The following is a 12,816-nucleotide window of genomic DNA, read 5'->3' as shown; positions in this document are numbered from 1 at the left end:
GTCGACGTGTCTGAAGACCTCCGTTACCAGGATCTGGCCACCTACGACCCCGAGGTGCACGCCGCAATTGTGGACGAGCTGGCGCGCCAGCGAGACACCTTGGAGATGATCGCCTCCGAGAACTTCGTGCCGCGCTCGGTGCTGCAGGCGCAGGGCTCGGTGCTGACCAACAAGTACGCCGAGGGCTACCCGGGCCGCCGTTACTACGGTGGCTGCGAGCACGTGGACGTCATCGAGGACTTGGCGCGCGACCGCGCCAAGGAGGTCTTCGGCGCCCAGTACGCGAACGTGCAGCCGCACTCCGGCGCACAGGCCAACGCTGCGGTGCTCATGGCGCTGGCGGAGCCGGGTGACACCATCTTGGGCCTGGACCTGGCGCACGGTGGCCACCTCACCCACGGCATGAAGATCAACTTCTCCGGCCGCCTGTACAACGTCGCCGCCTACCAGGTGGAGGAGGACACCCACCTGATCGACATGGCGAAGCTGCGCGAGCAGGCCCGCGAGGTCAAGCCGAAGGTGATCATCGCCGGCTGGTCCGCGTACCCGCGCCACGAGGATTTCGCGGAGTTCCGCTCCATCGCCGACGAGGTCGGCGCCTACCTGTGGGTGGACATGGCGCACTTCGCGGGTCTCGTTGCTGCAGGCCTGCACCCGAACCCGGTCCCGCATGCGCACGTGGTGTCCTCCACGGTGCATAAGACGTTGGGCGGCCCGCGCTCCGGTTTCATCCTCACCAACGACTTGGAGCTGCACAAGAAGCTCAACTCCGCGGTGTTCCCGGGCCAGCAGGGCGGCCCGCTGATGCACGTCGTGGCGGCGAAGGCAACCGCGTTCAAGATCGCCGGGACCGAGGAGTTCAAGGATCGTCAGAGCCGCACTCTCGGTGGTGCGAAGGTGTTGGCGGAGCGTTTGCTTGCCGACGACGCACGCGAGGCCGGTGTCTCTGTCGTCTCCGGCGGCACCGAGGTGCACCTCGTGCTGGTGGACCTGCGCAACTCACCGATGGACGGTCAGCAGGCCGAGGACTTGCTGCACTCGGTTGGCATTACCGTCAACCGCAACGCCGTGCCGTTCGACCCGCGTCCGCCGAAGGTGACCTCGGGCCTGCGCATCGGCACCTCCGCGCTGGCAACCCGAGGCTTCGGCGAGGAGGACTTCCGCGAGGTCGCAGAGATCATCGCAGAGACCCTGATCAACGGCGAGGCGGCCGACATCGATGCGCTGCGCGGCCGCGTTGAGGCCCTGGCGCGGAAGTACCCGCTCTACCCGGACCTCGAGGATTGGAAGATGCTCTAGTTCTCTTCGCTGCCAGCGACCTCGTGCCCGCGCTGCTCCGCAAGAGTGGCGCGGGCTTTTTGCAACCATTCGGGCTGGTCGTCCAGCAGCGCGCGGATCTCCTCGGTAGTCATGGCCTGGTCCGCGCCGGCGTTTTTCAGCGCGGTCACGGAAATGCCCAGCTTGCGGGCCACCTCGGGGCGTGGGTGCGGGCCGGAAAGGCGCAGCTCCTGTAGCCACTGCGGCGGGTTGTCCTGCAGTTCGCGCAGCTCGGCGTGGGTCACGGCGCCGTCCTGGAACTCTTGCGGGGTGGCGGGAAGGTAGATGCCCAGCTTCTTTGCGGCGGTCACCGGCTTCATGGCGGTGCTGGAGGGGGTCTGATCAGTCATGGCCAAAACGGTAGCATTGAGTGCCATGCTCACCATTGCCTTCGCCACCGGCACTGAGCCGGGGAAGTGGTTCCGCCGCTTCGAGGAACTCACTGGAAGCCGGCTTGAGACGGTGCCGTCGGATGATCCGTTCGTGCTCGTCGGCAAGCAAGCTACTGCGGCGCTTGTGCGGCTTCCAGACGAGCGCGTCACAGACGAGCACCACGTGGTGCGCCTCTACGAAGAAGCGGCCGGGGTCGCGGTGCCGAAGGATTCCGTCTACGCGGAGGTGGGTGAGGTCACCCGCGCAGATTTGGCGGAGGAGATCGTGAACTTCGATGCGCAATCGCCTATCGACGAGCTCCGGTCCGCCCTCCAAGTCGTCGCCGCAAACGTCGGCGTGGCCTACGCGCCGCTGCCGCTGTTGAAGAACCTCGCGCGCAAGCAGATCAAAGCGTTACACCTTGCGGGGGAGGAGCCGGCGACCCAGATTGCGCTCGTCTGGCGCAAAGTGGACGATTCGGACGCTGTGCAGGACTTTGTTGGAGTGACCAAGGGGCGCACCGTGCGTTCCTCGCGTGGAAAAGCGCACCCCCGATCGGGTGCAAAGAGGGCTCGACGTTAACGCAAAGTTCATAATGGACGGCGCACTACTTCAAGAATGAAAGGTAATGATTATGTTTTCCCGTAAAATTGTCGCTTCCGCAGCTGCACTGACCCTTGGCGCAACCGGCCTGGTTGCTTGCTCCAACGACGGCGAGGGCGAGCCGACCTCCACCGAGGTTGTCTCCGAGACCGCTACCGAGACCGAGGTCGCCACCGAGACCGCCGGTGAGGGCGCAGATAACACCGACGCTGCAGACGCCACCGACGGCGCTGCTGCAGGCGACGCTGAGGCTACCGAGGAGATCACCACCGCTGACGGCGCAACCGCGATGGTTCCGGCAGGCGTGAAGGCTGCTATGGACGAGTACGCGCAGCCGGAGTGGGGCGAGCCGATGGCGGTTGAGGAGACCGACGGCGGCTGGATCGTCACCTACGACAACGAGCACTACATCACCTGGAACGAGAACACCGGCGGTGCTCCGACCTGGGGCCAGATCGCTAACGAGTGGATCACCGACGTCCGCCTGGACCAGAAGATGGGCTTCCCGGTCGCACCGGAGACCGAGAACGCTGACAAGTCCGGCTGGACCCAGGAGTTCGAGAACGGCACCATCGAGTGGACCCGCGGTGCCACCGCAGATGCCTTCGAGGCAATCATCACCGAGAAGTAAAAAGGCGTTCACCTCGCCTGATTCTTCGCGCCACCCAGCTGCGGCTGGGTGGCGCTTTTGCGTTGATCCAGCCGTGTTTGCGCGCCTCGACGCGGATCTGGACAATGGAGCGCATGCAAAAATCGGACTTTGCCATCCGGCCCATCCGACCGGAAGACTATCCGCAGGTACGCGCCATCTACGAGATGGGACTACAGACAGGCAACGCCTCTTGGGAAACCAAGGGGCAAAACTGGGAGCAATTCTCCCGCAAGAAGATCATGGAGACCGTCTTCGTGGCGGTCGACGCAGACGACGACACCAAGGTGCTCGGCTGGGTCGGCGCCGCCAAAGCGTCGACCCGCAGCGTGTTCCACGGTGTAGTGGAAGATTCGATCTACACCCACCCGGACGCCCGTGGCCGCGGCGTTGCAGGCGCGCTGTTGGACCACCTGATCCAGACGTGCATCAGCCTGCACAAGTGGTCCATTCACTCCTGGATCTTCCCCGAAAATGAAGGATCCGCGGGCCTGCACAAGTCCCGCGGATTTGAAAAGGTCGGCACGTTCCACAACATGGCCCAGATGGCCTACGGCGAGCGCCAGGGCGAGTGGCGCGACTGCGACATCTGGGAGTTGATCCTGCCGATGTCGCGCGAGCAGTGAGCTGCTAGCTCAAGTCCTCCTTGAGCGCCTCTTCGCGCACCGGCAGTAGGAGGACAAACGCGACGACCGCCAGCGGCACCATGAGCAGGAACACGGGGGTAAGCCCGTCGTTGTAGCTGCTCAGCACCGCTTCCCTGATGGGATCGGGGAGTTGGGCGACCCCGCCGGGGGTGAGGCTGTTGGCCCCGCCTTCCTGGAACTTCGCGGCGTACGCCTGGCCCTCCGGGCCCAGCTTGGCCAGCGCCTCCGGGAGGCGCTGCTCCAGGTTGTCGCGCATGTTGTGGATGAACAGCGAGCCTGCCAGGGACGCGCCAATGGACGAGCCGATCTGGCGGAAGAAGTTGTTCGTGGACGTCGCCGTTCCCACGTGCTTGAGCGGGAACGAATTCTGCACGATGAGCACCAGCACCTGCATGACCAGGCCAAGGCCGAAGCCGAAGATGAACATGTAGACGCCCAGCCTGGTCAGCGACGTGGTCACCTGCAGGCGGGAGAATAGGAAGAGCCCCAGGGTGGTCACCAGCATGCCGACCAGCGGGTAGATCTTGTAACGGCCGGTCTTGGAGATGATGAAGCCGACCGTCATGCCGGTGCCGAGCATGCCGACGACCATCGGCAGCATCATCAGCCCCGCCTCGGTGGGGGTGAGCTGGTGGACCATCTGCAGGTAGGTGGGCAGGTAGGCAAGGCTGCTGGTCATGGCCAGGCCCAGCACGGTGCCGGCCAGGGTGGTCAGCACCATGTTGCGGTTTTTGAACAGGTCCATCGGGATCAGCGGGTTGGTCGCCCGCAGCTCCACGAACACGAACGCCACGGCGGCAACAAGCGCGATGAGCGAGGTGGCGATGATGGTGGGGGAGGTCCACTCGTACTGGGTGCCGCCCCACGTGGTGGTGAGGATCAGCGAGGTGGTGGCCACCACCATCAGCGTGGTGCCCAGGTAGTCGTAGTGCATGCCCTTCGCGGAGCCGCGGCGCAGACGCAGCACGGCGGCGCACACACTCATAGCCAAAATACCCAGCGGGATGTTCATCCACAGCGCCCAGCGCCAACCGGGGCCGTCGGTGAACCAGCCGCCGAGCACCGGGCCGAGTACGGACGACACGCCGAAGACGGCGCCCATGACACCCATGTATTTACCGCGCTCACGGGCGGGGACCACCTCGGCGATGATGGACTGCGAGTTCACCATCATCCCGCCCGCGCCGAGGCCCTGCACTGCGCGGCCGATGATCAGAAGCTCCATGGTGTGGGCGAAGCCGCCGATGGTGGAGCCGACCACGAACAGGCAGATGCCGGTGATGTAGAGCCACTTGCGTCCCAGGATGTCGCCGAGCTTGCCGTTGATGGGCATGGCGATGGTCATGGTCACCAGAAACGCCGAGATGACCCAGCTCATGTGGTCCACGCCGCCGAGCTCGCCCACGATGGTGGGCAGGGCGGTGGCGAAAATCATCTGGCCCAGCGAGCTCATCAGCATGGTCAGCAGCAGGGCCGAGAACACCAGCCCCACGTTTGGCGGGGTGGCCTGGAGCGGATGGTTGTCCGCGCGGCTTTCTACCATGTCATCTCCTTTGCGTACGTAGAAAGATCGTGTGCGTTAGTTAGCAGTTGCTCGACGGGGTCGGCGCCCTCTGGAGGGTGCCACAGGTAGCGGCTGACCGCTCCCTGGAACAGCACGACGATGAAGTGCGTTTCGTCCTCCAGCGTCCCGGGGTGCTTCCGGTCTTCGGGGAAGCGTTCGAAGTGGGCGTAGACGGCGCGTCCGACCTCGGTGAGGAAGCCACGTTTGCGGGTGGCTACGGCGTGCATCAGGCCGGGGTTGTTTTCCAGCAGCTCGCGGCGGCATTTCGCGGCTGGGCCGTCGAAGCGTCCCGGTTCCACGTCGATGGAGCGGATGACAAGCTCCAGCACGTTGTCGCTTTGGGTTTCCCGGATCGCGGCGAGGGCGTCCTCGCTGAACGCGAAGGGGAACGAACCCAAGATCGCCTCGTCCTTGGAGTCGACGTAGTTGAAAAACGTGCGCCTGGAAATACCTGCGGCGACGCAGATGTCGTCGACGGTGACGTTGTCGTAGCCGTGAGCGCCCACAAGCCGGGCCGCCTCGTCGCGGATGCGTTGCAGCGTTTCGCGCCGCTTCTGCTCCCTGATTCCCTCATTTTGCACAGGGTGCAATATTACACCCGGTGCACATTATGGCAAGCCCGCTGAAAGTTCGCCTTCTACCAGCGCTTTTCCGTCCTCTAAGTAGGTCAGCTTCACAATGCCGGGCGTATGCTTCTCGACGTCCCAACGGCCCTGCCCGTCATTACAGCCCTTCGTCAACGGGATGGATTCGCCCTCCTCACCGATCAGCGCCGTGCAGCCGGTTAGGGGATACGTCACCGAGGCGGTGCCGCCGCCGAAGGTCGCCACCGCGGGCCACGCCTTGACTTTCGCGTCGTCTTCCAAACTGTTCAGCGTTCCGGTGTACGTGCCGGTGGGGGCCGAAGGGTCGTCGATAGGCGACTGCGGCTGTGCGGTGACCGTGACCGTTTCCGGAACCTCGTTGACCGGTTCGGGGCGCGGGTTGGCGTACCAGTATGCCGCCGCGAGCGCGACGCCGATGATGGCGACGATGAGCGCGAGCACCCCGCCGACGACCCACGGCTTGTTCGGGCCGCCCGCGGTGTGCAGCTCGGAGAAAGAATCAGGCATGAAAAAGCCCCCAGCAAGTTGGTTGATGTGCTGGGGGCTGATTCTAGTGAGGTGCTAGTTGCGGCCTAGTTTCGGTCAGTGTTGGCCATGGACAGCACGTCGAGGCGCTTGTCCAGCTCCTCCTCGGTGAGCTTCTCGCCGTCCACGAAACCGAGATCGATGGTGGCCTGGCGGATGGTGATGCCCTCCTTGATCGCGTGCTTGGCAATCTTCGCGGCGTTTTCGTAGCCGATCGCGGAGTTCAGCGGGGTCACGATCGACGGGGAAGACTCGGCCAGGGTGCGCATGCGCTCCTCGTTGGGCTCGATGCCGTCGACAAGCTTGGTGGCGAACTGGCGGGCCGTGTTCGCCAGCAGGCGGGAGGACTCGAGCACGTTGCGCGCCATCATCGGGATGAACACGTTGAGCTCGAACTGGCCCTGGGTGCCACCGAAGGCGACAGCCGCGTCGTTGCCGATGACCTGCGCGGAGACCTGGGTTGCGGTCTCGCACAGCACCGGGTTGACCTTGCCCGGCATGATGGAGGAACCCGGCTGCAGGTCCGGCAGGTGGATCTCCGCGAAGCCGGCCAGCGGGCCGGAACCCATCAGGCGGATGTCGTTGGCGATCTTGTACAGGGACACGGCCACGGTGCGCATCGCGCCGGAGAACTCGACCAGGCCGTCGCGGTTGGCCTGCGCCTCGAAGTGGTTCTTCGCCTCGGACAGCTGCTCGATGCCGGTGAGCTTGACCAGCTCCTCGGTGACCTTGCCGCCGAACTCAGCCGGGGTGTTGATGCCGGTGCCCACCGCGGTGCCGCCGATGGCGAGCTCGCCTAGGCGCTCCAAGGTGGCCTCGACGCGTGCGATGCCCAGCTCGATCTGGCGGGCGTAGCCGGAGAACTCCTGGCCCAGGGTCACCGGGGTGGCGTCCATGAGGTGGGTGCGGCCGGACTTGACCACCTCGTGCCACTCGGTGGCCTTCTTCTCCAGGGACTCCTGCAGCACCTTCAGCGCCGGGATCAGGTCGCTCGCGGCCGCCTCGGTGGCGGCGACGTGGGTGGCGGTGGGGAAAGTGTCGTTGGAGGACTGGCCCATGTTCACGTGGTCGTTCGGGTGAACCTCAACACCGTTCGCCTTCGCGATGGAGGCGATGACCTCGTTGGTGTTCATGTTCGACGAGGTGCCGGAGCCGGTCTGGAACACATCAATGGGGAACTGCTCGTCGTGCTTGCCGTCCGCGATCTCCTTCGCCGCGGCGATGATGGCGTCGGCCTTCTCGGCGTCCAGGTTGCCCAGGTCCTTGTTCACCTGCGCGCATGCGGCCTTGAGCAGGCCGAGCGCACGGATCTGCTGGGACTCCAAGCCGCGGCCGGAGATGGGGAAGTTCTCCACAGCGCGCTGCGTCTGGGCGCGCCAGAGGGCGTCCACGGGCACCTTGACCTCGCCCATCGTGTCGTGTTCGATGCGGTATTCCTGATCAGCCATCATTGTCCTTTACTTCTGTCGCGTGCACGCCGCGCACGGTAAGGTGCGCGCGTGCCTTTCCACTGCACGATTATGCACCAACCGGACATAGCGAGGAGACGAAATGCCCGAACCGCAGGCCATGAAGACCCCCACTTTGAGGGACGCGGGAGTGGCGGCCGCCGCGATGGCCTCGATGTACGTTTTGCTCATCGGCCAAGGGCTGATTCTGGTGCGCTCGGGCGTCTCCCGGACCGTGGCGCTGACGGTGCTGCCTGCCGCAGTGCTGGTCGCGCTCGCAGTGCCGACGGTGCTGCTCGTGCGCTACATGCGGCGCCGCGGGCTCGAGCTCGGCTTCGCGCGGCTCGGGAGCCGGGGCTGGCACCTGCTGTGGCAGGCCCCGGCGGTGGTGTTCGGCTCGGCGGCAGCGAGCGCTTCAGTCGCGCCGCTCATTGGCCTTGAGTCCGGAGGCGATTCCACAGGGGACGTCCTCGCCCGGGATCTGGACAGTGCCGCGCCGGTGTTGCTGCTGCTGGCGGGCTACTTACTCATCGGGCCGTTGATTGAGGAGATCGTGTTCCGCCGCGTGCTTATGAACTACTTCGATACGCTCATGCCCGCGGCGGCGAGCGTGCTGGCCACCGCAGCGATTTTCGGGGCTGCCCACGTCGCGCCGCCAGCGATCCTGTTCACCTTCTTCTCCGGCATTGGCCTGGCGCTGGTGGCGCGGTTCCACGGCAACATCACGTCCAGCTTCATCGTGCACGTGGTGAGCAACGTGCTGGCCAGCGCGACGGTGATCGGAGCGCTGGTCTAGGCGGCGCGGTCTAGTTCTTCGGGTCGGAGTAGTCCACCACGGAGTAGTCCTGCAGCTTGGTCAGCTGGTGCTGGGACTCCACGAAGCGCACGGTGCCGGACTTCGAGCGCATCACCAGCGAACGGGTGGTGGCGCCGGATTTGCGGTAGGTCACGCCGCGCAGCATGTCGCCGTTGGTCACGCCGGTGGCGGCGAAGTAGCAGTTGTCGGAGGTGACCAGGTCGTTAATGCCCAGCACGCGGTCCAGGTCGTGGCCGGCGGCCAGCACGCGCTCGCGCTCCACGTCGTCCTGCGGGGCGAGCATGCCCTGGATCTCGCCGCCCAGGCACTTCAGGGCGCAAGCCGTGACGACGCCCTCCGGCGTGCCGCCGATACCCATCGCGATGTCGATGGAGCTGGCGTCCTGCGCCGCCGCGATCGCGCCGGCGACGTCGCCGTCCATGATGAAGCGGACCTTGGCGCCGGCGGTGCGGATGTCGTCCACAAGCTGGTTGTGGCGCGGGCGGTCCAGCACAACGACGGTGACGTCAGAGGTGCGGATGCCCTTCGCCTTCGCCACGGCCTCGATGTTCGCGGCGACTGGGGCGGTGATGTCGATGACGCCAGCGGCCTCAGGTCCCACCGCGATCTTGTTCATGTAGAAGGCGTCCTGCGGGTTGAACATGGAGCCGCGGTCGGCGGCGGCGATCACGGAGATCGCGTTCGGGCGGCCCTCCGCCATCAGGCGGGTGCCGTCGACAGGGTCGACAGCGAGGTCCACCGCGGCGCCGCGGCCGGTGCCGACCTGCTCGCCGTTGAACAGCATCGGGGCCTCGTCCTTTTCACCCTCGCCGATGACGATGACGCCGTCCATCTCCACGGAATTGATCATCTTGCGCATCGCGTTGACGGCGGCACCGTCGCCCTCGTTCTTCTGGCCGCGGCCCACCCAGCGGCCGGAGGCGAGAGCGGCGGCCTCGGTGACGCGCACCAGCTCCATCGCGAGATTGCGGTCGGGGAAAAGATCGGACTGTTCGGTCATGGGGAGGCCTTCCTAAACATGAATCACAAAAAGACCCCTCTATTGTGGCACTACCACCCGCGGATGTGACCGTTATTCCCACCTTTAAGGGGGAAGCGGGACGCATGCCATACTGATCGGCGTGGCTAACAACAAAAAACCCCGCATCTTCCAGGACGGACGAGACATCGCGATCAACTCCGTGCTCATCGTCGTGCTGATGGTCGTCGCCGTCGGCGCGACCGGGCTGTGCTCGTTCAACCCTGGCGCGCCCGAGCAGGGACCGGTCCAGGAAGTCGACGCGAAGACCTTCCTCAACTTAGAAGCGCGCGGCGTGGACTTCGCTGTGCGCTACCCGGAGATGCCGGAAGGCTGGGTCACCAACTCCGCGCGCCGTTCCATGCTGGGCGGCCAGCCGGCGCCGACGGTCGGCTGGGTCACCCCGGACCGTGGCTTCATCCAGCTCACGCAGACCGGCGCAGACGCGAAGGAAGCGGCAGAAGGCGCGGACGCGAAGCCTCGCAGCCTGGAGCGCACCGAAGACATCGACGGCCGCAGCGTGGAGATCTACACCTCCGACGAGAAGGACGTGCGCGACCTGTGGGTCGTCGACGCGGGCGACGCCCGCCTCGTGCTCACCGGCGCCGGGGAGGCCCGCGAGTTCGAGGAGCTGATCTCTACCGTGCTGGCTACTGCTCCGATTCAGGCTGCTGGCGGGAACTAATCGCTTCTTCGACGCGCTTTGAGGCGCCGTCGAGGAGCACCTCGCACCGCTTCGCCAGCGCCTCGCCGCGCTCCCAGTACTTCAGAGACTCGTCCAGGCTCATTTGGCCTAGCTCGAGGATCTTCACGGTCTCAATGAGCTCGTCGCGGGCCTGCTCGTAGCTCAAGGTGGCGGGATCCGGCAGCGCGTTGTCGTTGGCCTGGCCGGTGCCGAAAGAGTTCTCAGTCATGTTTTGTGTTCCTAATCTGCTTGCGTGGTGGACATGGAGGCGGCGGTAATGGAGCCGTCGCCAACGCGGATGCGCAGCTGCGATCCGGGCGGGGATTGGTCGATGGAGGTGACAACTTCGGCGTCGGAGCCGTCGCGCGGCAGCACCTGCACCACGGCGTAGCCGCGGGCAAGCGTCGCCGAGGGGCCCAAGGCGGAGACTTGGGCGCGCAGCCCGCGCACGTGCTGTGTTTCGCGCTGCAGCAAGTGGCTCACGTCGCGGCGGATCAGGGCGGTGGCACGCTCGATCTCCTCGCGGCGGCGGTTGATGGCCATCATCGGGTCGGCGAGCGCGGGGCGCGTGCGCACCGAGGCCAGGCCGTCGCGCTCGCGTTGGACCCACCCGCGCAGGGCGGCGGCCATGCGGGCACGTGCTTCGTCGATAAGCAATCGCTCCTGCGCCACGTCCGGGACCGCGCGCTTGGCCGCGTCGGTCGGGGTGGCGGCGCGCACGTCCGCGACGTTGTCCAGCACCGGGTTGTCAGGCTCGTGACCAATCGCGGAGATCACAGGGGTGCCAAGCTTTGCGACGGCACGCTGCAGCGCCTCCTCCGAAAACGGCAGAAGGTCCTCCACGGACCCGCCGCCGCGGGCGACGATGATCACGTCCACCTCAGGGTCCGCATCGAGAACACCGAGCGCCTCGATCACCGCGGGCACGGTGGTCGGGCCCTGGACCGGGGTGTTGATGATCTCGAAGCGCACGCCTGGCCAGCGGCCCTGGGCCACGGTGACCACGTCGCGCTCGGCCGCGGAGCCGCGGCCGGTGATTAAACCGACCTTCGTGGGCAGGTAGGGCAGCGGCTTCTTACGCGCGGGGTCGAACAGGCCCTCGGAGGCGAGCTGCTTGCGCAGCGCCTCGATGCGGGCGAGAAGTTCGCCCGCGCCGACGTGCCTGATCTCGGTCACGCGCATGGAAAACGAGCCGCGGCCCGGGTAGAAGGACGGTTTGCCCAGCACAACGACGCGGTCGCCGTCGTTCAGCGGCACCTGCATGCCCGTGAGCAACGAGGTCTCCGCGGTGAGCTGGACACTGGCCTGCTCCTGGGTGTCGCGCAGCGTGAGGTAGGAAAACCGCCACGTGGGCTTGGTGTTGACCTGGGTGAGCTGACCCTCGATCCACAGCCAGCCGAGGCGTTCAATCCAGCCCTTCACCGAGGTGTTGAGCTGGGACACCGACCACGGCCGCTCCGGCGAGCTCTTCGAATCTGCCACCGCATGCTCCTTTCCAACTGACTTCTGCCACGTTACCCGGCGAGCCGACACGGCCCGCCTATTGTTTTTGACGCTGATTAGTTAGGGTTGGTTCCATGACAGAACAGGGTAAAAAAGTCCTCCTCGCATCCCCCCGCGGCTACTGCGCCGGCGTCGACCGTGCCGTGGAGACCGTAGAGAAGGCCCTGGAGAAATACGGCGCCCCCGTCTACGTGCGCAAAGAGATCGTGCACAACAAGTACGTCGTGGAAACGCTGCAGGAACGCGGCGTAATCTTCGTCGACGAGACCGACCAGGTCCCCGAGGGTGCGCACCTGGTCTTCTCCGCCCACGGTGTCTCCCCGGCGGTGCGCGACTCCGCCAAGAGCCGCAACCTGCTCACCCTCGACGCATCCTGCCCGCTGGTGACCAAGGTGCACAACGAGGCCAAGCGCTTCGCCCGCGACGGCTACCACATCCTGCTCGTCGGCCACGAGGGCCACGAGGAGGTCGAAGGCACCGCAGGTGAGGCACCGGAGATCACGCACCTTGTCGACGGTGTGGACGGCGTGGACCGCCTGCCCGACTTCCCGGACGACCAGAAGCTGGTGTGGCTGTCCCAGACCACGCTGTCGGTGGACGAGACCATGGTGATCGTGGACAAGTTGCACGAGCGCTACCCGAACCTGGAAAATCCGCCGAGCGACGACATCTGCTACGCCACACAGAACCGCCAGGCCGCGGTCAAGGAGATCGCTCCGCGCTGCGAGCTAGTCATCGTGGTCGGCTCCCAGAACTCTTCGAACTCCCGCCGCCTGGTCGAGGTGGCGCTGGAGGCGGGTGCGCAGGAGTCGTACCTGGTGGACTACGCCTCCCAGGTCAAGGACGAGTGGTTCGACGGCGTGAACACCGTCGGCGTGACCTCGGGCGCATCGGTGCCGGAGATCCTGGTCAAGGAACTGGTGGAAGAGCTTGACCGCCGCGGCTACTCGGACGCGGAGGAAGTGACCACCACCGTAGAGACCATCACGTTCTCCCTGCCGCGCGATCTGCGCCTGCCGCGCCGTGAGACTCCGGCGGTAGCACAGGGATAAAGCGCAAGGGG

General features: G+C 65.8%; 15 protein-coding genes. 7 read left to right on the top strand and 8 right to left on the bottom strand.

What is annotated here, in order from left to right:
- Positions 1-6: 6 nt before the first annotated feature.
- Positions 7-1,299, top strand: coding sequence for a serine hydroxymethyltransferase (gene glyA / locus HMPREF2791_RS09450; RefSeq protein ID WP_070845138.1), 1,293 nt, complete (start codon positions 7-9; stop codon positions 1,297-1,299).
- Here glyA and HMPREF2791_RS09445 read toward each other — a convergent pair.
- The gene (locus HMPREF2791_RS09445; RefSeq protein WP_070472608.1) at positions 1,296-1,667 is read right to left on the bottom strand and encodes a DUF5997 family protein; all 372 of its coding nucleotides are present in this window, start codon (positions 1,665-1,667) and stop codon (positions 1,296-1,298) included. The two genes, glyA and HMPREF2791_RS09445, sit on opposite strands and share 4 nt — an antisense overlap.
- A gap of 25 nt (positions 1,668-1,692) precedes the next feature.
- Here HMPREF2791_RS09445 and HMPREF2791_RS09440 point away from each other — a divergent pair, with 25 nt between their 5' ends.
- The 3 genes from HMPREF2791_RS09440 (at position 1,693) to HMPREF2791_RS09430 (ending at position 3,567) form a co-directional block, all read left to right on the top strand.
- The gene (locus tag HMPREF2791_RS09440) at positions 1,693-2,271 is read left to right on the top strand and encodes a LysR family transcriptional regulator substrate-binding protein (RefSeq protein ID WP_070845137.1); all 579 of its coding nucleotides are present in this window, start codon (positions 1,693-1,695) and stop codon (positions 2,269-2,271) included.
- A gap of 52 nt (positions 2,272-2,323) precedes the next feature.
- Positions 2,324-2,923 (top strand): LGFP repeat-containing protein, encoded by a 600-nt coding sequence (locus HMPREF2791_RS09435; RefSeq protein WP_070472604.1) that lies wholly within the window; start codon positions 2,324-2,326, stop codon positions 2,921-2,923.
- Positions 2,924-3,036: 113 nt separating this feature from the next.
- Positions 3,037-3,567: a GNAT family N-acetyltransferase gene (locus HMPREF2791_RS09430; protein ID WP_070845188.1), complete on the top strand. Its 531-nt coding sequence runs from the start codon at positions 3,037-3,039 to the stop codon at positions 3,565-3,567.
- A 4-nt stretch (positions 3,568-3,571) separates the two neighbouring features.
- On the opposite strand, the gene HMPREF2791_RS09425 is transcribed toward HMPREF2791_RS09430, so the two are convergent.
- The 4 genes from HMPREF2791_RS09425 to HMPREF2791_RS09410 form a co-directional block, all read right to left on the bottom strand.
- Positions 3,572-5,131: an MDR family MFS transporter gene (locus HMPREF2791_RS09425; RefSeq protein WP_070845136.1), complete on the bottom strand. Its 1,560-nt coding sequence runs from the start codon at positions 5,129-5,131 to the stop codon at positions 3,572-3,574.
- Positions 5,125-5,733 carry a TetR/AcrR family transcriptional regulator gene (locus tag HMPREF2791_RS09420; RefSeq protein WP_070845135.1) on the bottom strand — a complete coding sequence of 203 codons (609 nt, stop codon included), beginning with the start codon at positions 5,731-5,733 and terminating at the stop codon, positions 5,125-5,127. Before HMPREF2791_RS09420 ends, HMPREF2791_RS09425 begins: the two co-directional genes overlap by 7 nt.
- Positions 5,734-5,760: 27 nt before the next feature.
- Entirely contained in the window at positions 5,761-6,264 is a 504-nt protein-coding gene (locus HMPREF2791_RS09415; protein WP_070845134.1) for a hypothetical protein, read from the bottom strand.
- Positions 6,265-6,329: 65 nt separating this feature from the next.
- A complete protein-coding gene (locus HMPREF2791_RS09410; protein ID WP_070845187.1) occupies positions 6,330-7,730 on the bottom strand; it encodes a class II fumarate hydratase in 1,401 nt (466 codons plus the stop codon).
- A gap of 103 nt (positions 7,731-7,833) precedes the next feature.
- Between HMPREF2791_RS09410 and HMPREF2791_RS09405 the strand changes: the two genes are divergently transcribed.
- Positions 7,834-8,526, top strand: coding sequence for a CPBP family intramembrane glutamic endopeptidase (locus HMPREF2791_RS09405; protein ID WP_083327962.1), 693 nt, complete (start codon positions 7,834-7,836; stop codon positions 8,524-8,526).
- A 10-nt stretch (positions 8,527-8,536) separates the two neighbouring features.
- On the opposite strand, the gene glpX is transcribed toward HMPREF2791_RS09405, so the two are convergent.
- Positions 8,537-9,547 carry a class II fructose-bisphosphatase gene (glpX, locus tag HMPREF2791_RS09400; protein WP_070845132.1) on the bottom strand — a complete coding sequence of 337 codons (1,011 nt, stop codon included), beginning with the start codon at positions 9,545-9,547 and terminating at the stop codon, positions 8,537-8,539.
- 121 nt (positions 9,548-9,668) lie between these two features.
- Between glpX and HMPREF2791_RS09395 the strand changes: the two genes are divergently transcribed.
- A complete protein-coding gene (locus HMPREF2791_RS09395) occupies positions 9,669-10,250 on the top strand; it encodes a DUF4245 domain-containing protein (protein ID WP_070472587.1) in 582 nt (193 codons plus the stop codon).
- Here the strand turns inward: HMPREF2791_RS09395 and HMPREF2791_RS09390 are convergent.
- A complete protein-coding gene (locus HMPREF2791_RS09390) occupies positions 10,216-10,479 on the bottom strand; it encodes an exodeoxyribonuclease VII small subunit (RefSeq protein WP_070472585.1) in 264 nt (87 codons plus the stop codon). The two genes, HMPREF2791_RS09395 and HMPREF2791_RS09390, sit on opposite strands and share 35 nt — an antisense overlap.
- 11 nt (positions 10,480-10,490) lie before the next feature.
- Positions 10,491-11,732 (bottom strand): exodeoxyribonuclease VII large subunit, encoded by a 1,242-nt coding sequence (gene xseA, locus HMPREF2791_RS09385; protein WP_070845131.1) that lies wholly within the window; start codon positions 11,730-11,732, stop codon positions 10,491-10,493.
- Positions 11,733-11,827: 95 nt separating this feature from the next.
- Here xseA and HMPREF2791_RS09380 point away from each other — a divergent pair, with 95 nt between their 5' ends.
- Positions 11,828-12,805, top strand: a complete 978-nt coding sequence (locus tag HMPREF2791_RS09380) for a 4-hydroxy-3-methylbut-2-enyl diphosphate reductase (protein ID WP_070845130.1) — start codon at positions 11,828-11,830, stop codon at positions 12,803-12,805.
- Positions 12,806-12,816 lie beyond the last annotated feature (11 nt).

The sequence above is a fragment of the Corynebacterium sp. HMSC034A01 genome (assembly GCF_001838175.1).
Taxonomy (GTDB): domain Bacteria; phylum Actinomycetota; class Actinomycetes; order Mycobacteriales; family Mycobacteriaceae; genus Corynebacterium.
Note: the sequence above shows the minus strand (reverse complement) of the source record. Positions and strands in the feature narration are given on the sequence as shown.